We start from the raw sequence: 21,997 nt of genomic DNA, 5'->3' as shown, positions 1-21,997 counted from the left end.
TAATGGAAGCAATTAAGGATTTCTTTGGCAGTTTAATGCTGCGCGAGTTGATCAAGGGTTTAGCCTTGACTGGTCGTTATATGTTTGCACGTAAAATCACGGTGCAGTTTCCTGAGGAAAAAACACCTCAGTCACCGCGTTTTCGTGGTTTGCACGCTTTGCGTCGTTATCCAAATGGCGAAGAACGTTGTATCGCATGTAAATTGTGTGAAGCAGTGTGTCCAGCGATGGCAATTACCATCGAATCTGATCAACGTGAAGATGGTTCACGTCGCACGACGCGCTATGACATCGATTTGACTAAGTGTATCTTCTGCGGTTTTTGCGAGGAATCTTGCCCGGTTGATTCCATTGTTGAAACGCATGTATTGGAATATCACGGTGAAAAACGGGGTGACTTGTATTTCACTAAAGAGATGTTGCTGGCAGTGGGTGATCGTTACGAACCAGAGATTGCGGCAGCACGTCAAGCTGACGCCAAATACCGCTAAGACTGGAAGAGCCGAATTATGGATTTTGTTACTGCTTTATTTTATGCATTCTCAGCGATTTTGATTCTCGCTGCGACACAAGTGATTACTGCGCGTAATCCTGTTCATGCTGCATTGTTTTTGGTGTTGTCGTTCTTTACTGCAGCTGGTATCTGGTTGTTATTGAAAGCTGAGTTTTTAGCGATTGTGTTGGTGTTGGTTTATGTTGGCGCTGTCATGGTCTTGTTTTTATTCGTCGTGATGATGTTAGACATCAATATGGATAAGTTACGCGAAGGTTTTTGGGGGCGTTTGCCTTTAGCTGCAATTGTTGGCGTGATTGTAGCGCTTGAAATGTCAGCAGTATTATTGAAGGGCTTTTTGCGTCCAGACAATTCTGTGCCAGCAGCTGCGTCCGACATTGGCGGGACAAAAGCATTAGGTATAGAGATTTTTACGAATTACATTTTTGCGTTTGAAGTTGCGGCAGTAATTTTGTTATTGGCGATTGTTGCGGCGGTAGCCTTAACATTGCGTCGTCGCAAAGACAGCAAGTATTTCGATCCAGCTGCGGCGGTGAAAGTGAAGCGCGCTGATCGTATTCGTATCGTCAGTATGAAGGCGGAGTCTGATCGCACAGCGACGAAAAACGATGCACAGACAAATACAGAAAAAACAGGTGCATAAATGACTTTGACATTAACTCACTTTTTGATTTTGGGCGCGATTTTATTTGCGATTTCAGTAGTTGGCATTTTCATGAATCGCAAGAACATCATCGTTTTATTGATGGCAATAGAATTGATGTTGTTATCAGTGAACATGAATTTCGTAGCGTTCTCTCACTATCTTGGGGATGCTGCGGGGCAGATATTTGTGTTTTTCATTTTGACGGTAGCCGCTGCTGAATCCGCGATTGGATTAGCGATTCTGGTTGTTTTATTCCGCAACTTGGACACAATCAACGTTGACGACTTGGGAAGCTTGAAAGGCTAATAGCTAGTATTTTTAGCGGATAATTTTTTTGGTCGGCGACAAGTAAGACAATTCTAGAATTTAAAAGAATCAAGATAACAAAGGGTCATTATGGCGGGGCAACTTAACCCACATTTATTGCTGGCAGTACCATTAGCACCATTAGCTGGTGCGGCAATAGCAGGTCTGTTAGGCACCAAATTTTTTGGAAATCTGGTTGGACGCAAGGTGTCGCATTCTGCGACGATTCTTGGGGTCTTGATCGCTTTTATTTTGTCTTGTATGACTTTATCCGAAGTTTTGGATGGTGCAAGATACAACGCGACTTTATATCACTGGATGACAGTGGGTAGTTTGAAGTTGGAAGTTGGTTTTTTAGTCGATAGTTTGACAGCGATGATGATGTGCGTGGTCACATTCGTGTCCCTGATGGTGCATATCTACACTGTTGGTTACATGGCGGAAGATGAAGGCTACAACCGCTTCTTTGCTTACATCTCCTTGTTCACATTCTCGATGTTGATGCTCGTTATGAGCAATAACTTCTTGCAGCTTTTCTTCGGTTGGGAAGCGGTTGGCTTGGTATCTTATTTGTTGATCGGTTTTTGGTACACCAAGCCAACGGCTATTTATGCCAACATGAAAGCATTTCTGGTTAATCGCGTTGGTGATTTTGGCTTCATTTTAGGTATCGGCTTGTTGGTTGCTTACACCGGTTCGATGGATTATGCCGAAGTGTTTGCAAAGAAAGAGCAGCTCGCTCCCTTGATGTTGCCTGGCACGGATTGGATGTTGATTACCGTTGCATGTATTTGCTTGTTCATTGGTGCGATGGGTAAATCTGCACAGTTTCCTTTGCATGTTTGGTTGCCAGATTCGATGGAAGGTCCAACCCCGATCTCTGCATTGATTCATGCTGCGACGATGGTGACTGCAGGTATTTTCATGGTTTCTCGTATGTCACCGTTGTTTGAGATGTCCGATACAGCCTTGAGTTTTATCATGGTTATCGGTTCTATCACCGCATTGTTCATGGGCTTCCTTGGCATTATTCAGAATGATATTAAACGCGTCGTTGCGTACTCAACATTATCTCAATTGGGATATATGACCATTGCTTTGGGCGCTTCGGCTTACTCTGTCGCCGTGTTCCATTTGATGACGCACGCTTTCTTCAAAGCCTTATTGTTCTTGGCAGCTGGTTCCGTGATCATAGGTATGCATCATGATCAAGATATTCGTAACATGGGTGGCCTGCGTAAATACATGAAGATCACTTGGATCACATCTTTGCTTGGTTCTTTAGCTTTGATTGGTACGCCATTCTTCTCTGGATTCTATTCAAAAGATTCGATTATTGAAGCAGTGATGTTGTCACATCTGCCTAGCTCTGGTTTCGCTAAATTCGCAGTATTGGCTGGTGTGTTCGTGACCGCGTTTTACTCTTTCCGTATGTATTTCTTGGTGTTCCATGGTAAAGAAAACTTCGGACATGCACATGCTGCACATGGACACGACGACCACCATGATGATCATCATCATGGCTTGGCACCAGGACAAAAACCGCGTGAATCGCCTGCCGTAGTTTGGGTTCCACTCGTATTGTTAGCGTTCCCATCTGTATTGATTGGTTTGTACGTGATCGAACCTATGCTATATGGCGATTTCTTTAAAGATGTGATCTTTGTCGATGCGCATGCACATCATGCGATGAGTGAGTTAAAGCAAGAGTTCCATGGCTGGCAAGCGATGGCAGTGCACTCTTTACAAACCGCGCCATTGTGGTTAGCGGTAGCTGGCGTTGCCTTGTCTTATTACTTCTACATGGTGAAACCATCTATCCCTGCCATGATTAAGCAAAAGTTCAGTGCAGTATTTGCTTTGCTTGATAATAAATACTACATGGACAAATTTAACGAAGTCGTATTTGCTGGCGGTGCGCGCTTATTGGGCGGTGGCTTGTGGAATGTTGGCGACAAAGGTTTGATTGATGGTTTAGTCGTAAATGGTAGTGCGAAATTAGTTGGCTTGTTCTCCAAATTAATTCGTTTGTTCCAGACTGGATTCATTTATCACTATGCGCTGGTAATGATTTTGGGTGTATTAGGCTTCTTGATTTATTTCATGCATTTTGCGCCTACACCGTTTGCTAAATAAGTGACCATAATAAGATAATCATGATGCTGTCAAACTCTCCATTATTAAGCCTGTCGATTTGGTTACCTATCGCATTTGGCGTTTTCGTATTAGCTTTTGGTCGTGATAAGAACCCATCATTGGTTCGTCTGATTGCCTTAGTTGGTTCGCTAATTAGCTTTGCTGTCACAATTCCTGTGATTCAAGGATTTGATAACGCTGCGCATGGTATGCAGTTTGTTGAACGATTCAATTGGATCGAACGATTTAATGCTTTCTATGCGCTAGGTGTCGATGGTATCTCAATGTGGCTAGTGCCTTTGACCGCATTTATTACGGTTATCGTCGTGATTGCTGCATGGGAAGTGATCGAGAAAAATGTGGCTCAATACATGGGTGCGTTCTTGATTTTGTCTGGTCTCATGATTGGTGTTTTCTGCTCGACAGACGGATTATTGTTTTATGTCTTCTTCGAAGCGACATTGATTCCGATGTACATCATCGTAGGTATCTGGGGCGGACCGAATCGTGTTTATGCTGCATTCAAATTTTTCTTATACACCTTGCTCGGCTCTTTGCTGACACTGGTAGCGATCATTTATCTCTACTTCAAGTCAAATCACTCGTTCAATATCTTGACTTGGCATCAATTGCCATTAAGTTTGCATGAGCAAATTCTGTTATTTATAGCGTTCTTAATGGCATTCGCCGTGAAAGTCCCGATGTGGCCAGTGCATACATGGTTACCTGATGCTCACGTCGAGGCGCCAACTGGTGGTTCTGTGGTCTTGGCAGCGATTATGTTGAAGCTTGGAGCTTATGGCTTCTTACGTTTCTCTTTACCAATTGCGCCAGATGCGAGCCACTATTTATCTGGCATGATGATTACGCTGTCTTTGATTGCCGTCATCTACATTGGCCTAGTAGCACTGGTGCAGAAGGACATGAAAAAATTGGTGGCGTACTCATCAATTGCCCACATGGGTTTTGTGACACTTGGTTTCTTCATGTTTAATGAATTAGCAGTGCAGGGCGCGATTGTACAAATGATTTCGCATGGCTTTATTTCTGCTGCGATGTTCTTGTGTATTGGTGTTTTGTATGATCGCGTACATTCACGTGAAATCGCTGACTACGGTGGAGTGGTCAATACCATGCCTAAGTTTGCCGCTTTATTCGTTTTATTCTCGATGGCGAATTGCGGTCTTCCAGCTACGTCTGGTTTCGTTGGTGAATTTATGGTTATTATTGGCGCTGTCAAATATAACTTCTGGATTGGTTTATTGGCTGCGACAGCTTTAATTTTCGGCGCTGCTTATTCTTTATGGATGGTAAAACGTGTGGTGTTTGGTGCGATTACGCATGACCATGTAGCTAAATTAAGTGACTTAAATAGTCGTGAGTTCTTTATGTTGGGTGTGTTAGCAATCGCTGTTATTGCTATGGGACTTTATCCAGCGCCGTTTACCGATGCTATGCAAGTATCCGTGGCCGATTTGTTGAAGCATGTTGCAACTTCGAAAATTGCTCCATAATCGTCATTAGAAATTAGAAACCAATAATATGAACATGATTCCAACATCACTGTATCCTGAGATATTTTTACTGCTATCGATTTGTGCGATCTTGTTGATCGATATGTTTCTGGCGGACGATAAGCGCAATGTGACGTACGCGTTGAGCCTAATTGCCTTGGGCGTATGCGGTGTGCTAACAATGAACGCAACGACATCAAGTCCGGTCTATCTCAGCAATAATATGTTTGTCTCTGATGCAATGTCTAACTTACTAAAGATGTTTAGTTACATCGCGGTAGGTGTCACTTTGATTTATGGTCGCCAATATGCGAGCGACCGGGGAATGACTAATGGCTTGCTTGGCGGTGAATTTTACGTGCTAGCTTTATTCGCATTGCTGGGTCAGATGGTCATGATTTCAGGTAATAATCTTTTGATTATTTATCTTGGTTTAGAGCTGATGTCCCTGGCATTGTATGCCTTGGTTGCATTGCGTCGTGACCATACAGTTTCTACTGAGGCGGCGATGAAGTATTTCGTGTTGGGCGCTCTAGCTTCTGGTTTCTTGTTGTACGGAATCTCTATGCTCTATGGTGCGACTGGTACATTGAACCTGAATGAAATGTCTGTCGTTGCTTCTTCCGCCACCGCAAACAAACCAATTTTGGTATTCGGTATCGTGTTTTTGGTAGCCGGTTTAGCTTTTAAATTAGGCGTTGTGCCGTTCCACATGTGGGTGCCTGACGTCTATCAAGGTTCGCCTACAGTCGTAACCCTGTTATTAGGTGGTGCTCCAAAATTAGCGGCATTTGCAATTACCTATCGCTTGTTGGTGGAGGGCTTGTTCCCACAAGTGGTCGACTGGCAGCAAATGTTGATGGTACTTGCTGTATTATCTATGGCAATTGGTAATATTACTGCGATTGCGCAAACCAATTTGAAGCGTATGTTGGCTTACTCAACGATTTCTCAAATGGGTTTCATGCTGCTCGGTTTCTTATCCGGTGTTTCAAATGGCAACATTAGTTTGGCTGGAGAAGCTTATAGTGCGTCGATGTTTTATGCGATCACCTATGTGATGACAACTTTGGGTACGTTCGGCATTATTTTGTTGTTGTCACGTGCTGGATTTGAGGCGGAAAATATTGCTGACCTCAAAGGTCTAAATAAGCGCAATAAGTGGTTCGCTTTCATCATGTTGTTGCTGATGTTCTCGTTGGCGGGTATTCCTCCGTTGATGGGTTTCTACGCTAAATTGTCAGTCTTAAGTTCAGTTGTTGCAGCTGGTCAGATCTGGTTAGCAGTGGTTGCTGTCTTGTTCTCTCTGATCGGTGCTTTCTACTACTTACGTGTGGTCAAAGTGATGTACTTTGATGAGCCTGTTGATACTTCTCCTATTGTTGCCCACATGGACTTGAAGATCGTGTTAAGTGCGAATGGTTTAGCAGTGCTGATTCTGGGTATCATGCCAGGCTCACTATTGCAAAGCTGTATTAATGCAATTAAAAGCACTTTAACTGTTTGATCATTCTTTTAGACGAGAAGTGCTTTGAATACATCACTATCAAGTTCGCTTGTGATTGTCGTGGCACTTCTTGCCGCTAGCTTGCCATTCTTTACAGAGCGTGTTTTTGGCTTAATACGATTGAATAGCAAGAAAAGTGTTTGGTTACGACTGTTAGAATTGCTTGTTCTTTATTTCGTCGTCGGTGCATTAGGATTTCTACTGGAATCGAATGCAGGTAATCGCTTTCCACAAGGATGGGAGTTTTATGCGATTACCGCTTGCCTTTTCATTGTCTTTGCTTTCCCTGGCTTCGTTTATCGCTATTTACGAAAAAGCGCAGATTAAGGTTTGAACTCGCCATGCGCATACTTGATCTTGAGCCCGATCAAAATCCTCAGTTAGCAGAAATCAAAATTGATAGTCAGTCAGTCTATCAAGGTAGCTTTTTACAAGTAGAAAAAGATACCGTTAAACTGCCTGACGGTAAATTAGTCACCAGAGAATACATCAAGCATCCTGGTGCTGTTGTGATTCTTCCTTTATTTGATGATGGCTCGGTCTTGATGGAGCGTCAGTTTCGTTATCCTCTGAATCAAGTCTTCATTGAATTTCCAGCTGGGAAGATTGACCCAAACGAGGATTCGCTCGCCTGTGCTAAACGTGAACTGAGAGAGGAAACTGGCTATACCGCTAGTGAATGGCAGTTTGTTTGCACGATTCATAACGCAATTGCTTATGCTGATGAGCACTTAGATATTTATCTCGCGCGTGGTTTAGTCGCAGGTGATGCAAAACTCGATGAAGAAGAGTTTTTGGAGACCTTTACGGTACCTGCTTCTGAACTGTTGGAATGGGTCAAGGCAGGAAAAATTACTGATGTCAAAACAGTGATCGGTGCGTTTTGGTTAGATAAGCTGTTAAACCAAGAATGGAATTTATAAAAAAAACCGCTGAAAACAGCGGTTTTTTTATGTTCCCAAATGGATCTGTTGATGGATCTATTCAATTGTGGATCTTTTTGTTGACCAATTACATACTTGGGTAGTTCGGCCCACCACCACCTTCAGGTGTCACCCAGACGATATTCTGCGTCGGGTCTTTAATATCGCAAGTTTTACAGTGCACACAGTTTTGTGCATTGATTTGCAAGCGATCGTTGCCTTCATCTGTTTTCACAAACTCATATACGCCTGCTGGGCAGTAACGGCTTTCTGGACCTGCATATTTTGCTAAATTAACGTTGACCGGTACGCTAGCATCTTTCAATGTCAGATGGATAGGCTGATCTTCGGCGTGATTGGTGTTAGAGATGAATACAGAAGACAAGCGATCAAAAGTTAACTTACCGTCTGGCTTAGGATAGTTAATCGGTGTGAACTCAGAAGCAGGGCGCAGACAAGCGTGGTCTGGTGTCGAGTGACGCAAAGTCCAGGGCGCTTTACCACGTAATAACACTTGATCAAGCCATACTAAAGGCGAACCGTAAGCACCTTTTTTCAATAAATTCTTGACGTTACGCGCGACATGTAATTCTTCATGCAACCAAGAGGCTTCAAATGCGCTTGTGTAAGCGGTCAACTCGTCATGCTGTCGATTGGCACCCAGTGCTTCAAATGCCGCAGTTGCTGCGAGCATACCTGTTTTGATTGCAGCATGACTTCCTTTGATTCGGCTCATGTTTAGGAAGCCTGCATCACAGCCAATTAAGGCGCCACCTGGAAAAGTTAGTTTGGGCAGCGATTGCAAACCGCCAGCAGTGATCGCACGCGCACCATAAGAAATGCGCTTCGCACCTTCAAAGAAACCACGAATCGTAGGATGTGTTTTAAAGCGTTGAAATTCTTCAAATGGCGAAATGTATGGGTTCTCGTAAGCGAGACCGACCACATAACCGACAGCCACTTGGTTGTTCTCTAAGTGGTAAAGGAATGAGCCAGCATAGTCACTCATCATTGGCCAGCCAGTAGTGTGGACCACTAGGCCTTCTTGATGTTTGGACGAATCAATTTCCCATAATTCCTTAATGCCGATACCGTAAGATTGTGGATCTTTGCCTTTGTCGAGTTCATACTTGGCGATCATCTGTTTGCCAAGATGTCCACGTGCACCTTCTGCAAATAGTGTGTACTTCGCATGCAATTCCATTCCGATTTGGAAGGAAGATGAAGCTTCACCTTCGCGATTGACACCCATATTGCCGGTGGCAACCCCTTTTACCGAGCCATCCTCATTGAATAGCACTTCTGCTGCAGTGAAGCCAGGGAATACTTCTACACCAAGCGCTTCTGCTTGCTGTGCAAGCCAGCGCGTGACGTTACCAAGCGAGACGATGTAATTGCCTTCGTTATGGAAACATTTTGGAACCAACCAATTTGGCGTTTTAAATGCGCTATTTTCAGTTAGAACGTAAATACGATCTTCGGTAACAGGTGTATTTAACGGCGCTCCTAATTCTTTCCAATCGGGGAATAACTCGGCAAGTGCAGTCGGGTCCATAATTGCGCCAGACAAGATATGCGCGCCAGGTTCGCCACCTTTTTCTAACACTACGACGGACACTTCTTTTCCGCTTTCCGACGCTAATTGTTTGAGCCTAATTGCAGCAGACAAGCCAGCAGGGCCACCGCCAACAATGACGACGTCATATTCCATCGTATCACGTGGTCCGTATTCTTCTAGTAATTTTTGTGAAGTAGTCATCATAGTAAGGACTTTCTAATTTGAATGCTGTAGCTAGCTAAAGTTGATGCACGATCTTATTGGCACTTTCGTAAATGTGCAAGGTGATCAACTAGTGGTGGATTTCTAATGCGGTATTGCTGTTGTAATTTGAATTCGCACTCGAATTCGAATTATCCCAGATTTTCATTCTAAACCTTAACTAAGTGCATCGAGAAAATGTGGAATTTCTGTTCAAAGACCAGTCTTTTCTAATAAAAAATTGATTTCAGTGGATTAACGATTCAGTAATTGCCCATCGCAATGTTGATTGCGAGTATGATTTCAACGAAATCGCTGAGTAACGAAATTCTTATTCAATTAAATTGTTATTCGGCGCAAGCGGTTTTTGTATTGATAATTTGTTGGAGATCGAGATGGGTATAGAAGTTAATTTTGAAGGTAAGGTCGCTCTTGTTACTGGTGCATCTAGTGGATTGGGTGCGCGATTTGCCAAAGTGTTGGCGATGGCCGGTGCGCAGGTTGTGCTGGCATCACGTCGAGTAGATCGTTTAAAAGAATTGCGGGCAGAAATCGAGGCAGATGGTGGCGCTGCACATGTAGTGACACTCGATGTGACAGATTATGCGAGTATTAAATCAGCGATCGCACATGCGGAAACTGAAGCTGGCCCGATTGATATTCTGATTAACAATTCTGGAGTTTCGACTCAGCAAAAACTAGTAGATGTTACACCAGAAGATTATGCGTTCGTGATGGATACAAATCAGCGCGGCTCCTTTTTTGTGGCACAGGAAACTGCCAAACGAATGATCGCACGCTATAAAGGCGATCACAAAAAACAGCACCGCGTCATCAATATTGCATCGGTTGCTGGATTGCGCGTGATCCCACAATTAGGTATTTACTGCATGAGTAAAGCGGCAGTGGTACAGATGACGAAAGCGATGGCGGTGGAGTGGGGTAAATTTGGAATTAATGTAAATGCGATCTGTCCTGGCTACATCGAAACAGAAATTAACGAAGAACATTTTAGAACCGAACAGGGGAAAAAACTTATTGATATGTTGCCCCGAAAGCGAGTGGGCACACCAGAAGATTTGGATGGATTATTACTTTTGCTAGCTGCAGAAGAGTCCCGTTTCATTAACGGATCTATCGTTTCTGCTGATGATGGCCTTAGTGCGTCTTAGTACAACTTAGTCATTCATTAGTAGGGTTTAAATGAAAAAAGCGCAAAGAAATTCTTTGCGCTTTTTTGATGTTGATTCAATTAAATTTAATCGAATACTGGAGATTCAACTCCCAAAATCTTATGCAATTTTGGTGATGTTGTTGTGTACTGCATGTGGATTTTTTTCTCAGGGAAAATATACGGAGCAGCGCCAAAAGCAGCCAGTGCGGCTTCATGGAAACCAGACAAAATCAACTTTTTCTTACCTGGGTAAGTATTGATGTCACCGACCGCAAAAATACCTGGGACATTGGTTTCGAATTTTTCCGTGTCCATCACTTTTAATTGCTTGCGCTCGATCTCTAAACCCCAATCAGCGATAGGGCCAAGTTTCGGCGATAAGCCGAAGAACACCAATAAATCATCGAGTGGCAAGCGACGTGTAACACCATCTGCACCAGTCACTTTGATTTCAGCTAATTTATCATCTTTTGTTTCGATACCAGTCACTTGACCGATGATTAATTGCATTTCATAGTTGTCGCACATTTCTTTCATCTTGGCGACTGAGGCAGGAGCTGCACGGAAATCTTCACGACGGTGCAACAAAATCACAGACTCTGCTTTGCCAGCTAATGCTAAAGCCCAATCGAGTGCGGAGTCGCCGCCACCACAAATTACCAAGTTGCGACCTTCGAAACGGCTAGGATCTTTGACACGGTAGAATACTTGTGAGCCTTCAAATGCTTCAATGCCTTCTACTTTTAATGTGCGCGGTTGGAATGAACCAACACCAGCTGCAATGAAGATCGTTTTGGTGATGAACTTTGTACCTAAGGATGTTTCCAGGTCAAAACGGCCATCAGCACGGCGTTGCACTAAAGTGACTTCTTGATTTAAATGGAAAGTTGGTTCAAACGGTTCGATTTGTTTGAGCAAGTTATCGGTTAATTCCTGTCCAGTGCAAACTGGAACGGCAGGAATATCGTAAATAGGCTTGTCTGGATATAACTCAACACACTGTCCGCCAACGACCGGCAATGAATCGATGACGTGTGCTTTGATTTCAAGTAAGCCAAGTTCAAAGACCTGAAACAAGCCAACTGGACCTGCGCCAACGATGACTGCATCGGCTTCGATCACATTGCTTGGAGTAGATACTGCTGGATTTGATGTATTGTCCATACGACTTTAATATTCTTTAGAAAAATGAAGCAAACTGATTTCACCAAATCAGTTCACTAATTACGCAATTATCAAATAATCGCGTGATTACGATTATCGTTCGAGATATTGCAATTTATCTTTCACATCTTTCCACTCATCTGCATCTGATAAGGGAGCGGTAGTTTTTGTGATAGATGGCCAGCTGCGAACTAAATCAGCATTGATTTTGATGAATTGCATCTGGTCTTGCGGCACATCTTCTTCAGCATAGATCGCATTGACTGGGCACTCGGCCACGCAGACTGCGCAATCGATACATTCATCAGGATCAATAACGAGGAAATTTGGACCTGCGCGGAAGCAGTCCACTGGGCAAACATCAACGCAGTCAGTATAACGGCAACGGATGCAGGATTCGGTCACAACGTGGGTCATAACAGGCCTATCAATAAAGAAATCGGGGATGAAGCGCTACTAGAAAATTGAGGTAGCTGCAAAGCCTTGTATTTTAAGGCAAATCGTTCTAACTCACAATTGCGGCTTAGATAAAATTAGCATAAGTAAATGTGATATCTGGCAATCGATTCAGCGCCGTAAGATCTTTATTTCTTTAAGATGAGACTTTGGTGTAACTAGTTTACTGTGCCGTATAATCAGGTTCTCCTCTTAAATTCGGCCTTTTTGCCGCAAAAGACTATGAAAACTTCCATGCCAAAGTTGCTTGTCGCACGTGCGATGTTTCCCGATGTGCTTGCGCAATTGAGCAATTTCTTTGAGCTTGAGCTAAATCAAGAGGATAGAATTTTTTCGCAAAGTGAACTGGCAGAACGCCTACAAGGCAAATTTGGCATGATTTGCACTTCCAGTGCAAAAGTCGATCAGGACTTATTGTCTAAGTTATCGGGCGTAAAAATTATCTCCACAATCGCAGTCGGTTACGATAATTTTGATTTGCACGCATGCACACAGCATGGGGTGATGGCGACTAATTCACCTGATGTGTTGAATGAAACTACCGCTGATTTTGCATGGGCGTTGATGATGGCAACAGCAAGACGCGTCACCGAAGCCGAGCATTTTTTGCGAGCTGGTCTGTGGACGAAGTGGAGTGTTGATTTTTTTGTGGGAGCAGATTTGCACGGATCATGTCTGGGAATTTTGGGCATGGGGCGTATTGGGCAGGCAATTGCGCGCCGTGCTAGCGGTTTTGGGATGGAGGTGATTTATCACAATCGTAGTCAACTTAGTGAAGAGAAAGAGTTAGCGGCACATCACGCCCGCTATGTCGATAAACAGACACTATTGCGACATGCCGATCATTTGATATTGGCGTTGCCGTATTCGCCCGAAGTTCATCATATTATTGGTGCTATCGAACTTGCTCAAATGAAGCCAAGCGCGACCTTAATTAATATTGCGCGCGGAGGGATCGTAGACGATGCTGCTTTAATTCAAGCACTGCGTAACGGTCAAATTGCGGGCGCAGGGTTAGATGTTTTTGAAAATGAACCGCGATTTCACGCTGATTTTTTAGGGTTAAAGAATGTGGTTTTGACTCCTCATATTGCTAGCGCAACTGAGCGAACTCGCAGAGCAATGGTAAATAGGGCAGTCAAGAACGTGATTTCGGCAGTACGTGGCGAGCTGCCACCAGATTTACTCAATCCCGAGGTGTTGGAAATCTAATCCTGTTTGAATCCTTTGAAGCTTCCATTTAGATCTGTTTTTGGGGTGAATTAACAGGTACAAAGATTGATGGTTTGTACCTGTTTGCAGATGCCAATTTACCGAAAAATGAGGAGCTTTTTTGCTAAGAATTGTTGGTAAATTAGTCTTTTAGCGATTCGATTAAATCAATATATTGCTGCATTGCTGCTTCATTGGAAGTACCTTTTAATTCTGCCCAAGCGTCAAATTTTGCACGTGCGACAAAGTCAGTCATACCTGGGCGATCACCGCTAGCGTCACCGGAACTAGCTTGCTTGAATAGCGCATAAATTTTCAATAAAGTCATATTGTCAGGACGTTCCGGTAAGTTTTTGGAATCGGCCTGAGCTTGATTAAATTGTTCGACGAGGCTCATAAAAATCTCCTGATGCTGAAAAGGGATAAAAACGCTGAGAAGTATTCATTGAGAAGCACTGATGCGATCATTTGTTGCTCAATCATGTGTTACTTCCAGAGCCAAGCTTAACAGTATTGTTATTGCCTTCCTATAGAAGAATCCCTCAAACTGAATTTTGATTTGTCGTACAGAAAGTTGGGGCGCATAAAAAAACGCCAGATTATTCTGGCGTTCTAAAAAAATAGCTAAGTCAATTCAGCCTGAGCCTAGCGAAAATTAATGTATGGTTGGCTCTGCACCGCAACAAACTTTAAATTTTTTCCCACTGCCACAAGGGCAGGGATCATTTCTGCCAACTTTTGGCGTATCACGTTTCACGGTAGTTACGCCAGACTTACGTATTGGTGCCCAAAAACGTCGAATTTCTCCTATCGAGGCTTCTAGTTTTAAGGCTAGATGATGACATTTTTCAGCTGTATCAACTAGTTTAGTCTCTTCTTCTTTGATTTCTTCTGCGCCGAGCAGATAGATGGGTTCGAGCAGCGGTGCAATCGTTGGCGATTCCCATGCAGCTTCCCAAGCTTCTGCGCGTAATTGCATACCTTCCCAAAATCCCCAAGCCCAAGTTTCGCCATCGATCAATTCTTTGCCATTTTCTTCCATCACGCAAAATAATGGTTCGAATTCTTGTGGAGCGACTTCAAAAGTAATTTGAATTTCGTTCATAAAACGTGCTATCAAATTAGTGATGCGTTGCATTTCTTTGGCGTTTTTGAATTTGGGCTCGCCTTGGTCTGGAAGACCCCACACGTGAGGTAGCCATTCTGTCATTGCAATTGCCTCAGGTCCGAGCGCAATTGCGGTAAGGTAGCCATGCAGGGCATCCATGGTCATGCCATCATCGCCGACAGCGTCTGACATTAAAAATTTGTCGAGTTCGTTAAACTCTTTGTCACTTAGTGGTTCATCTAGATGCATGATACTTGCTCGTTTCCAGGTGGTTTTTTTGATCTTATCGTTGCGTTATTTACGTATTGACTTACGCATTGATTTAATTGCAGAAGTGTAGCGCTTTGTTTCTATTTCGTGGTGATAAAGCACGTACAATGCGTGTTATGTGCCCAAATATTCTAAATCCTGATGAAAAAATGCTCCATGATCAATTGGATGATCGAGCTTCGGCCTCATTAAATCCCACAGACTTCTCCAACTTAAGCCCTGATTGTGTATTTGATGCAATGCATGCACAGGGTTTTCATTGTGATGGACGATTATTAGCTTTAAATAGCTATGAAAATCGCGTTTACCAGTTAGGCATGGACGATGCGCCACCTTTGGTGGTGAAGTTTTACCGCCCATTGCGCTGGAGTGACGCGCAAATTTGCGAGGAGCATCAATTTGTAAATCAACTTCATGCGGCTGAAATTCCAGTTGTGCCTGCACTAGTAGATACGAGTGGAAATAGTTTGCGGGAATTTGCCGGATTTCGTTTTGCTGTATTTGCAAGACAAGGTGGACGTGCTCCTGAATTGGATCGTTCTGGAACCTTGGAGTGGATAGGGCGCTTTTTGGGGCGTATTCATGCGATTGGTGCAAGCGAATCTTACCAGTTTCGTCCAACGATCAATTCGCAGACTTATGGTGATGCCTCATTAGATTTTTTATTGCGGCATGATTTTATTCCCGCTGATATTTTGCATGCATATGAATCCACTGCTCGCACGATGTTGGCGGCGATAAATGGTGCATATCAACAGGCTGGCAATGTACAAAATCTACGCTTGCATGGCGATTGCCATATGGGAAATGTATTGTGGACTGAGACGGGCGCACATCCTGGCCCACATTTTGTTGATTTTGATGATAGTCGTATGGGACCCGCAATTCAGGATTTGTGGATGTTATTGTCAGGTTCGCGACGAGAAATGCAAGATCAATTATGCGATATCTTGACTGGGTACGAGGATTTTTATCACTTCAATTCGTCGGAATTGCATTTGATTGAGGCATTGCGCAGCTTGCGATTGTTGCATTATTCCGCTTGGCTAGCGCAACGTTGGGGCGATCCCGCATTTAAGCAAGCTTTTCCTTGGTTTAATACGCAGCGCTATTGGCAAGATCGCATTTTGGAGATGCGTGAGCAAATTGCATTGTTGGACGAAGCGCCATTACGTGTTTGATAAATTTATGCGGATGGTGGTGATGTGGAGTCTAAATTCATACGCTTCGTTTACAATCACGTTCTTCTGATTACTTTCTTTTTTATGTGATAGCTATGACACAAGATGAATTAAAACTAGCAGTTGCGCAAGCAGCGATTGCTTACGTCGTTGAAGGTGAAATCGTTGGTGTTGGTACGGGCTCTACCGCCAATTTTTTTATCGATGAGCTCGCAAAAATCAAACACAAAATTAAAGGTGCAGTTGCTTCATCTGAAGCAACCGCAAGTCGTTTGCGTGCACATGGAATTACAGTATTTGACTTAAACGAAGTTAGTGCAATGCCAGTTTATATCGATGGCGCAGATGAAATTACAGCGAGTGGAGCAATGATTAAAGGTGGTGGCGCCGCTTTAACGCGTGAGAAGATCGTCGCGTCGGTAGCAAAATCCTTTGTTTGTATCGCTGATGGTTCTAAATTTGTGAATTTGTTAGGTAAATTTCCCTTGCCAGTGGAAGTGATCCCGATGGCGCGCGAATCTGTTATACGTGCTTTGAATGCAATCGGTGGCGAGGCTAAATTGCGTATGAAAGATGGTGCTGCATTGTTGACAGATAACGGAAATGTGATCGTCGATATACATGGCTTGCAAATCGCAGATCCTGTCGCTTTAGAAAAGCAGATCAATAACATTGTCGGCGTTGTCGCTGTGGGATTATTCGCAGTTCAAGGAGCGAATGTTTGTTTGCTGGGTACATCTGAAGGTGTGAAGACTTTGCAGTTCTAGTGCTCTTTATGGAGTCTGATTGATTGCGATGACAATCGTCATCGTTGTGAAATTTAATCGTCGTCGTAGTAATCAATTGAAAGTAACAAGATGGAAGATGCACAAATTAAGGATGAAGTCGTAATCGCACAAACTAAGTTGTGGCTGGAGAAAGCGGTCATCGGCTTAAATCTCTGCCCGTTTGCAAAGGGCGTACATATCAAAGATCAAATTCGCTATTTCGTTAGTCATGCGACTACGCCAGAGGCTTTATTGAAAGATCTGGTAGCGGAACTTGAAGTGTTGGCGGAAGCGAATCCAGAAAAAATTGATACATGCTTATTGATACATCCTTTTGTGATGCAAGACTTTCTTGACTATAACGATTTTCTTGAGGTGGCTGATGCGACTGTAGAAGAGTTGGATTTGGACGGTATTTTGCAGGTGGCGAGTTTCCATCCGCAATATCAATTTGAAGATGCGGCGCCTGATGATATCGATAATTATACAAATCGATCACCATTTCCAACGCTGCATTTGCTACGCGAAGAAAGCATAGACAAAGCGGTTGAGGCGTTTCCAGAAGCGGAGCAAATTTACGATAAAAATATTCAGACCCTACGCGCATTAGGGCATGAAGCTTGGAAAAAATTATTCATTTAAACGAAGTGTGCGAATTTGAAGCGGGCATGATGGGCGTGATTTTTCATACCAGATGTCCGTTTCGTTTGTGTTTTTATGCATTTCTTGCGCGAGCTTAAGTGCTGTAAACAGGCAGATCAAATCTGATGTGCGCGCCAAGTTTCGACACTCTTTGCTGGCTGCATCAATTTTCGAGTCGTTCATGCACTGCAATTCTTTGCTTATATCGATATTTGTTTTAGTTATTTAAAAATTTCCTTTTTGGGTTTGAATAATCACGAAAATGAAAGTCTTTCGTAGCTAAAATGAGGTGGTTTCATCGATGCATTAAGCGGCTTTACTATCTTATTTTCAGCTAACTTCCTATAAAATCTAATAAAGCCCTTGGAGTGGCTTTATTTGGTGTCCTGTTTAGGCTGCCCATGTAAATTTTCATTTCTAGAAAAATGACAGAATGATTGTTTATTTTGATTGGGTTTTCTAAGAATTTTCTTCACTTCTGAATTTTTCGGTGCGATTCTCGCTTAAAAAATAGGCGATCGCGCCTTGTTATTTTGCAGAGCAACATGTAAAGTCATGCGTTCTTTTTCTCGCATTTATCCCTTTTTCGTCACTCTTCTTGAAATGTTATGGCTTTAATTGTCCACAAATATGGCGGTACTTCGATGGGGTCCACGGATCGCATCAAGAATGTCGCTAAGCGCGTCGCCAAATGGCATGATGCAGGTTACCAAATCGTCGTTGTGCCGTCTGCGATGTCAGGCGAAACGAATCGAATTATTGGTTTGGCTAAAGAAATTATGGCGGATCCCGATCCGCGTGAACTCGATATGATTGCCTCAACTGGAGAGCAAGTATCTGTCGGTTTGCTGGCGATTGCATTGCAAGCATTAGGTAAGAAGGCAGTTTCTTATGCTGGATGGCAAGTTCCGATTAAGACCGACTCGTCTTACACAAAGGCGCGCATCGCTTCGATCGATGATGCGAAGGTGAATGCGGATTTAGCCGAAGGTAAAATTGTCATTATTACTGGCTTCCAAGGTGTTGATGAACTAGGCAATATCACAACGTTGGGGCGCGGTGGTTCAGACACCTCGGCAGTGGCAATTGCTGCAGCGTTAAAAGCGCAAGAATGTCTCATTTATACCGATGTTGACGGCGTATATACGACTGATCCGCGTGTCGTTTCAGATGCACGTAAGTTAAATACGGTCACGTTTGAAGAAATGTTAGAGATGGCATCGTTGGGCTCCAAAGTGTTACAGATTCGCTCTGTGGAGTTTGCTGGAAATTACCGTATGCCCACTCGCGTTTTGTCATCATTAACCGACCCATTAATGCCATTAGCCGAAGAAATTGTCTCCGGTACCCTGATTTCGTTTGAGGAAGATACAAATATGGAACAAGCCACTATTACTGGCATCGCATTTAATCGTGATGAAGCAAAATTGACTGTGTTTGGCGTGCCAGATAAGCCAGGTATTGCCTTTCAAATTCTTGGTCCGATTGCTGATGCCAACATCGAAGTTGATATGATCATTCAAAATCAATCAGTCGACGGCAAAACAGATTTCACCTTTACGGTGCCACGTGGTGATTACAACAAAGCGATGGACGTATTAAATGCGAGTGTGAAAGAGCACATTGGCGCGGGAAATATCATTGGTGATTCCAAAGTATCCAAAGTATCCGTGGTGGGTGTTGGTATGCGTAGCCATGTTGGGATTGCATCTCAGATGTTCCGCACCTTGTCTGACGAAGGAATTAATATTCAAATGATCTCTACATCTGAAATCAAAATCTCAGTTTTGATTGATGAGAAATATATGGAGTTGGCAGTACGTGCTTTGCACAAGGCATTTGAGTTGGAAGCTGCGTAATTCGTTATTACGTGCGAGTTTTTCGTTGTGGGTAGTTGACCAAAGATGAAGTACCCGCTATGATCTCGTTCTCGCTTGTGATGCAATTTTGCATCGTGAGAGTGTGGAGACGTGGCCGAGTGGCCGAAGGCACTTCCCTGCTAAGGAAGCATCTGGGGTAACCTGGATCGTGAGTTCGAATCTCACCGTCTCCGCCAAAGAATTGGTGCCCGCTTAATGAAAGTTAAGTGGGCATTTTTCTTTTGTTGGTTTGTATTTGTTAGCCTGCAAAATTTGGCTTACAAAAAATTATTTTGCGTGTACGCTGTCTTTTTTCAGTAAATCAGTCTTGAAATTCATTTGAGCTTCGTCTATTGTGCAATGCACCAATAATAACAAGGAATGCAATTGGCTCACGATCACACCAAGAGTAGCTTGTCTGCACTGACATTAGCTGCGATCGGTATCGTTTACGGCGATATCGGTACTAGTCCTTTATATACCATGCAAGAAGTGTTTGATCACAAGCATGGTTTGTCTTTAACCCCTGAAAACATATTAGGAATTGTGTCGCTGATTCTTTGGGGGCTAATTTTTATCGTCTCTTTAAAGTACGTAACGTTAGTCCTGCGTGCGAACAATCGTGGCGAAGGCGGGATTATGGCGTTGGCTGCGCTGACTTTGGAGTCGGTTGGTAAGAACTCTAAGATGTATTTTCCTCTGGTGATTTTGGGGGTGATAGGGGCTTCATTATTTTACGGTGACGGCGTGGTGACACCAGCAATGACCGTGTTGTCAGCGATTGAGGGGATCAAAGTTGCGACTCCAGCGCTCAAGCCTTTTGTGGTGCCGATTACTTTAGTGATTTTGATCGCTTTGTATGCAGTTCAGTCGAGAGGGACGGCCACTATTGGTAAATTTTTTGGGCCTGTCATGGTGTTGTGGTTTGCGGTTTTGGCTGCAATGGGAATTTACAATATTTTGCGCGTGCCGGCGATTTTGGAAGCGTTTAATCCTATCCATGCACTCGAGTTTTTGTATTATCACCGTTGGGCTGCTTTCATTGCGCTGGGCGCTGTTGTACTTGCATTTACTGGTTCCGAGGCCTTGTATGCTGACATGGGACATTTTGGTGCAAAACCGATACGTACCGCATGGTTCTTGATTGTATTTCCTGCTTTGGGTTTGAATTATTTGGGGCAGGGCGCTTTGCTGATGATTGAGCCAACGGCTGTTTCTAATCCATTTTTTAATCAATTGGGTGATTGGAGTATCTATCCCCTGGTTGTGTTGTCGACGATGGCAGCGGTGATTGCATCGCAAGCGACGATTTCCGGTGCATTTTCTATGACTAAGCAGGCGATTTCGCTTGGTTTCTTGCCTCGTATGAAGATTATTCATACCTCTTCAAAAGAGATTGGGCAGATCTATATTCCTGTCGTAAATTGGTTGCAATTAGCTGCAGTAGTTGGTGCGGTGATCGGCTTTGGGTCAGCTTCTAATTTGGCATCGGCATATGGTATTGCGAATACGGGCACGATGTTGGTGACTTCTATTTTGACTTTCTTCGTTATTCGCTATGGTTGGAAATATAACCTTGCGCTGTGTATCGCTTCGACTTCTTTTTTCTTGTTGATTGATATTTCTTTGTTCTCGTCGAACGCGATGAAGTTCTTCAGTGGCGGTTGGTTCCCGATTGCGCTTGGATTCGGCATTTGTGTGGTGATGTTGACATGGCGTCGTGGACGTTCGCTCGTGTTTGATAATTTGAAGAAGCATGCGATTCCATTGGAAGAGTTTTTGGAGTCTTTGTTTATTTCTCCTCCGGTAAGAGTTGCTGGTACTGCCGTATTTCTTCGTGGTGAGGCTGATGGCGTGCCGCACGCCTTACTGCACAATCTTTCTCATAATAAGATTTTGCATGAGCGGGTTGTTTTTATTACTTTGCACAATCGAGAAATCCCTTGGGTGCCTTTTTCAGAGCGCATCAAGGTGACTGATCTAAAAAATAACTGCTTTCAAGTTGATGTCTACTATGGGTTCAAAAATGAACCAGATATTCCAAATGCGTTGGCATTGTGTGCACCGTTTGGCTTAGAGTTTGAGCCATTGGAGACTTCTTACTTTATTTCTCGTCAAACCATTATTTCTAGTCCTGGAGGTGGGATGGCGATGTGGCGTGAAGGCTTGTTTGTGACAATGTCCAGAAACGCAAGGGATGCCGCAGATTATTATCAAATTCCGAGTAATCGCGTAATCGAAGTTGGTGCGCAAGTTGAAATTTAAAATGGCTGCGATCCTATCCATTGCGAGCTTTATTCGATGTGTATTTGTCAGCTCGAAATTAGACTTTAATTGATTTAGGTATGAATTATTGAACGGGACTTATAAAAACCAAATTGCTATGCTATAATCTTGTTCTTCGCGGCTGTAGCTCAGCTGGATAGAGTACTTGGCTACGAACCAAGGGGTCGTGGGTTCGATTCCTGCCAGCCGCACCAGATTTAAGGGATTAGATGAAAATCTAATCCCTTTTTTCGTATTTGGCATCTAGTTCTGTGATTCGAATTACTTAATGTAGATGCTAAAACATGCAAATTGTTTTATTAAGGAATCGGCAGAAATCTAGTGTGTTCGTACTTGCTTGAATGAAATTCTTAGGCAAAACGCTTCATATTTGTATTTTGTTCTGCTATAATCTTTTTCTTCGCGGCTGTAGCTCAGCTGGATAGAGTACTTGGCTACGAACCAAGGGGTCGTGGGTTCGATTCCTGCCAGCCGCACCAGATTTAAGGGATTAGATGAAAATCTAATCCCTTTTTTCATTTGGGCGATCAAAAAACAGTGAACATTTTCTTCGTGTTGCATTGACTGCCTTGT

Annotated in this window: 20 protein-coding genes and 3 tRNA genes; 18 read left to right on the top strand and 5 right to left on the bottom strand. The window is 43.4% G+C overall.

Going from position 1 to position 21,997, the window contains the following annotated elements; all coding sequences use genetic code 11:
• Window positions 1-2: 2 nt before the first annotated feature.
• The 8 genes from nuoI to KDM92_RS02885 all read left to right on the top strand — a co-directional run bounded on the left by nuoI (window position 3) and on the right by KDM92_RS02885 (window position 7,546).
• Window positions 3-491: an NADH-quinone oxidoreductase subunit NuoI gene (nuoI, locus tag KDM92_RS02920; protein ID WP_186889854.1), complete on the top strand. Its 489-nt coding sequence runs from the start codon at window positions 3-5 to the stop codon at window positions 489-491.
• A gap of 18 nt (window positions 492-509) precedes the next feature.
• Window positions 510-1,157, top strand: coding sequence for an NADH-quinone oxidoreductase subunit J (locus KDM92_RS02915; RefSeq protein WP_212682900.1), 648 nt, complete (start codon window positions 510-512; stop codon window positions 1,155-1,157).
• Window positions 1,158-1,466, top strand: coding sequence for an NADH-quinone oxidoreductase subunit NuoK (gene nuoK, locus KDM92_RS02910; protein WP_189344446.1), 309 nt, complete (start codon window positions 1,158-1,160; stop codon window positions 1,464-1,466). It begins immediately after the preceding gene.
• Between the two features lie 90 nt (window positions 1,467-1,556).
• On the top strand, window positions 1,557-3,602 hold the full coding sequence (gene nuoL, locus KDM92_RS02905) for an NADH-quinone oxidoreductase subunit L (RefSeq protein ID WP_212682899.1): 2,046 nt from the start codon (window positions 1,557-1,559) through the stop codon (window positions 3,600-3,602).
• A gap of 20 nt (window positions 3,603-3,622) precedes the next feature.
• Window positions 3,623-5,116 (top strand): NADH-quinone oxidoreductase subunit M, encoded by a 1,494-nt coding sequence (locus tag KDM92_RS02900; protein ID WP_212682898.1) that lies wholly within the window; start codon window positions 3,623-3,625, stop codon window positions 5,114-5,116.
• A 28-nt stretch (window positions 5,117-5,144) separates the two neighbouring features.
• Window positions 5,145-6,623 (top strand): NADH-quinone oxidoreductase subunit NuoN, encoded by a 1,479-nt coding sequence (nuoN, locus tag KDM92_RS02895; RefSeq protein ID WP_212682897.1) that lies wholly within the window; start codon window positions 5,145-5,147, stop codon window positions 6,621-6,623.
• 24 nt (window positions 6,624-6,647) lie between these two features.
• Window positions 6,648-6,950 (top strand): DUF2818 family protein, encoded by a 303-nt coding sequence (locus tag KDM92_RS02890; RefSeq protein WP_212682896.1) that lies wholly within the window; start codon window positions 6,648-6,650, stop codon window positions 6,948-6,950.
• Between the two features lie 14 nt (window positions 6,951-6,964).
• Window positions 6,965-7,546, top strand: a complete 582-nt coding sequence (locus KDM92_RS02885) for an NUDIX domain-containing protein (protein WP_212682895.1) — start codon at window positions 6,965-6,967, stop codon at window positions 7,544-7,546.
• Window positions 7,547-7,634: 88 nt separating this feature from the next.
• Here the strand turns inward: KDM92_RS02885 and KDM92_RS02880 are convergent, their stop codons facing one another.
• Complete coding sequence (locus KDM92_RS02880; RefSeq protein ID WP_212682894.1) at window positions 7,635-9,305, bottom strand: electron transfer flavoprotein-ubiquinone oxidoreductase; 1,671 nt, start codon at window positions 9,303-9,305, stop codon at window positions 7,635-7,637.
• A gap of 395 nt (window positions 9,306-9,700) precedes the next feature.
• Here KDM92_RS02880 and KDM92_RS02875 point away from each other — a divergent pair, with 395 nt between their 5' ends.
• Window positions 9,701-10,477 carry an SDR family oxidoreductase gene (locus KDM92_RS02875; protein ID WP_212682893.1) on the top strand — a complete coding sequence of 259 codons (777 nt, stop codon included), beginning with the start codon at window positions 9,701-9,703 and terminating at the stop codon, window positions 10,475-10,477.
• An 86-nt stretch (window positions 10,478-10,563) separates the two neighbouring features.
• On the opposite strand, the gene KDM92_RS02870 is transcribed toward KDM92_RS02875, so the two are convergent.
• On the bottom strand, window positions 10,564-11,643 hold the full coding sequence (locus KDM92_RS02870; protein WP_212682892.1) for an NAD(P)/FAD-dependent oxidoreductase: 1,080 nt from the start codon (window positions 11,641-11,643) through the stop codon (window positions 10,564-10,566).
• Window positions 11,644-11,736: 93 nt separating this feature from the next.
• Window positions 11,737-12,060 carry a ferredoxin FdxA gene (fdxA, locus tag KDM92_RS02865; protein ID WP_189344439.1) on the bottom strand — a complete coding sequence of 108 codons (324 nt, stop codon included), beginning with the start codon at window positions 12,058-12,060 and terminating at the stop codon, window positions 11,737-11,739.
• Between the two features lie 273 nt (window positions 12,061-12,333).
• Between fdxA and KDM92_RS02860 the strand changes: the two genes are divergently transcribed.
• Window positions 12,334-13,311 carry a 2-hydroxyacid dehydrogenase gene (locus tag KDM92_RS02860; protein WP_230408121.1) on the top strand — a complete coding sequence of 326 codons (978 nt, stop codon included), beginning with the start codon at window positions 12,334-12,336 and terminating at the stop codon, window positions 13,309-13,311.
• Between the two features lie 142 nt (window positions 13,312-13,453).
• Here KDM92_RS02860 and KDM92_RS02855 read toward each other — a convergent pair whose 3' ends face one another.
• Window positions 13,454-13,708, bottom strand: coding sequence for an acyl-CoA-binding protein (locus KDM92_RS02855; protein WP_189344437.1), 255 nt, complete (start codon window positions 13,706-13,708; stop codon window positions 13,454-13,456).
• A gap of 258 nt (window positions 13,709-13,966) precedes the next feature.
• The gene (locus tag KDM92_RS02850; RefSeq protein ID WP_189344436.1) at window positions 13,967-14,668 is read right to left on the bottom strand and encodes a UPF0149 family protein; all 702 of its coding nucleotides are present in this window, start codon (window positions 14,666-14,668) and stop codon (window positions 13,967-13,969) included.
• Window positions 14,669-14,838: 170 nt separating this feature from the next.
• Between KDM92_RS02850 and KDM92_RS02845 the strand changes: the two genes are divergently transcribed.
• From KDM92_RS02845 to KDM92_RS02810, 8 genes are all read left to right on the top strand, one after another.
• Window positions 14,839-15,870, top strand: coding sequence for a serine/threonine protein kinase (locus KDM92_RS02845; protein WP_212682890.1), 1,032 nt, complete (start codon window positions 14,839-14,841; stop codon window positions 15,868-15,870).
• Between the two features lie 95 nt (window positions 15,871-15,965).
• A complete protein-coding gene (rpiA, locus tag KDM92_RS02840) occupies window positions 15,966-16,637 on the top strand; it encodes a ribose-5-phosphate isomerase RpiA (RefSeq protein ID WP_212682889.1) in 672 nt (223 codons plus the stop codon).
• 90 nt (window positions 16,638-16,727) lie between these two features.
• A complete protein-coding gene (locus tag KDM92_RS02835) occupies window positions 16,728-17,279 on the top strand; it encodes a DUF1415 domain-containing protein (RefSeq protein ID WP_189344434.1) in 552 nt (183 codons plus the stop codon).
• A gap of 608 nt (window positions 17,280-17,887) precedes the next feature.
• Window positions 17,888-19,138, top strand: coding sequence for an aspartate kinase (locus KDM92_RS02830; protein ID WP_212682888.1), 1,251 nt, complete (start codon window positions 17,888-17,890; stop codon window positions 19,136-19,138).
• A gap of 105 nt (window positions 19,139-19,243) precedes the next feature.
• Window positions 19,244-19,335 (top strand) — tRNA-Ser (locus KDM92_RS02825).
• Between the two features lie 184 nt (window positions 19,336-19,519).
• Complete coding sequence (locus KDM92_RS02820) at window positions 19,520-21,403, top strand: potassium transporter Kup (protein WP_212682887.1); 1,884 nt, start codon at window positions 19,520-19,522, stop codon at window positions 21,401-21,403.
• Window positions 21,404-21,541: 138 nt separating this feature from the next.
• Window positions 21,542-21,618, top strand: a tRNA-Arg gene (locus tag KDM92_RS02815).
• Between the two features lie 208 nt (window positions 21,619-21,826).
• Window positions 21,827-21,903, top strand: a tRNA-Arg gene (locus tag KDM92_RS02810).
• Window positions 21,904-21,997: the final 94 nt, after the last annotated feature.

This window comes from Affinundibacterium baiyunense (genome assembly GCF_018139645.1).
Classification (GTDB): domain Bacteria; phylum Pseudomonadota; class Gammaproteobacteria; order Burkholderiales; family Burkholderiaceae_D; genus Undibacterium; species Undibacterium baiyunense.
This window is presented reverse-complemented; position numbering and strand designations above follow the sequence as displayed.

Bases quoted from the DNA above. Each gene is read 5' to 3' on its own strand.
- nuoI (WP_186889854.1), top strand. From the start codon at position 3: ATGGAAGCAATTAAGGATTTCTTTGGCAGTTTAATGCTGCGCGAGTTG.
- KDM92_RS02915 (WP_212682900.1), top strand. From the start codon at position 510: ATGGATTTTGTTACTGCTTTATTTTATGCATTCTCAGCGATTTTGATT.
- nuoK (WP_189344446.1), top strand. From the start codon at position 1,158: ATGACTTTGACATTAACTCACTTTTTGATTTTGGGCGCGATTTTATTT.
- nuoL (WP_212682899.1), top strand. From the start codon at position 1,557: ATGGCGGGGCAACTTAACCCACATTTATTGCTGGCAGTACCATTAGCA.
- KDM92_RS02900 (WP_212682898.1), top strand. From the start codon at position 3,623: ATGATGCTGTCAAACTCTCCATTATTAAGCCTGTCGATTTGGTTACCT.
- nuoN (WP_212682897.1), top strand. From the start codon at position 5,145: ATGAACATGATTCCAACATCACTGTATCCTGAGATATTTTTACTGCTA.
- KDM92_RS02885 (WP_212682895.1), top strand. From the start codon at position 6,965: ATGCGCATACTTGATCTTGAGCCCGATCAAAATCCTCAGTTAGCAGAA.
- KDM92_RS02880 (WP_212682894.1), bottom strand. From the start codon at position 9,305: ATGACTACTTCACAAAAATTACTAGAAGAATACGGACCACGTGATACG.
- KDM92_RS02875 (WP_212682893.1), top strand. From the start codon at position 9,701: ATGGGTATAGAAGTTAATTTTGAAGGTAAGGTCGCTCTTGTTACTGGT.
- KDM92_RS02870 (WP_212682892.1), bottom strand. From the start codon at position 11,643: ATGGACAATACATCAAATCCAGCAGTATCTACTCCAAGCAATGTGATC.
- fdxA (WP_189344439.1), bottom strand. From the start codon at position 12,060: ATGACCCACGTTGTGACCGAATCCTGCATCCGTTGCCGTTATACTGAC.
- KDM92_RS02860 (WP_230408121.1), top strand. From the start codon at position 12,334: ATGCCAAAGTTGCTTGTCGCACGTGCGATGTTTCCCGATGTGCTTGCG.
- KDM92_RS02855 (WP_189344437.1), bottom strand. From the start codon at position 13,708: ATGAGCCTCGTCGAACAATTTAATCAAGCTCAGGCCGATTCCAAAAAC.
- KDM92_RS02850 (WP_189344436.1), bottom strand. From the start codon at position 14,668: ATGCATCTAGATGAACCACTAAGTGACAAAGAGTTTAACGAACTCGAC.
- KDM92_RS02845 (WP_212682890.1), top strand. From the start codon at position 14,839: ATGCTCCATGATCAATTGGATGATCGAGCTTCGGCCTCATTAAATCCC.
- rpiA (WP_212682889.1), top strand. From the start codon at position 15,966: ATGACACAAGATGAATTAAAACTAGCAGTTGCGCAAGCAGCGATTGCT.
- KDM92_RS02835 (WP_189344434.1), top strand. From the start codon at position 16,728: ATGGAAGATGCACAAATTAAGGATGAAGTCGTAATCGCACAAACTAAG.
- KDM92_RS02830 (WP_212682888.1), top strand. From the start codon at position 17,888: ATGGCTTTAATTGTCCACAAATATGGCGGTACTTCGATGGGGTCCACG.
- KDM92_RS02820 (WP_212682887.1), top strand. From the start codon at position 19,520: ATGCAATTGGCTCACGATCACACCAAGAGTAGCTTGTCTGCACTGACA.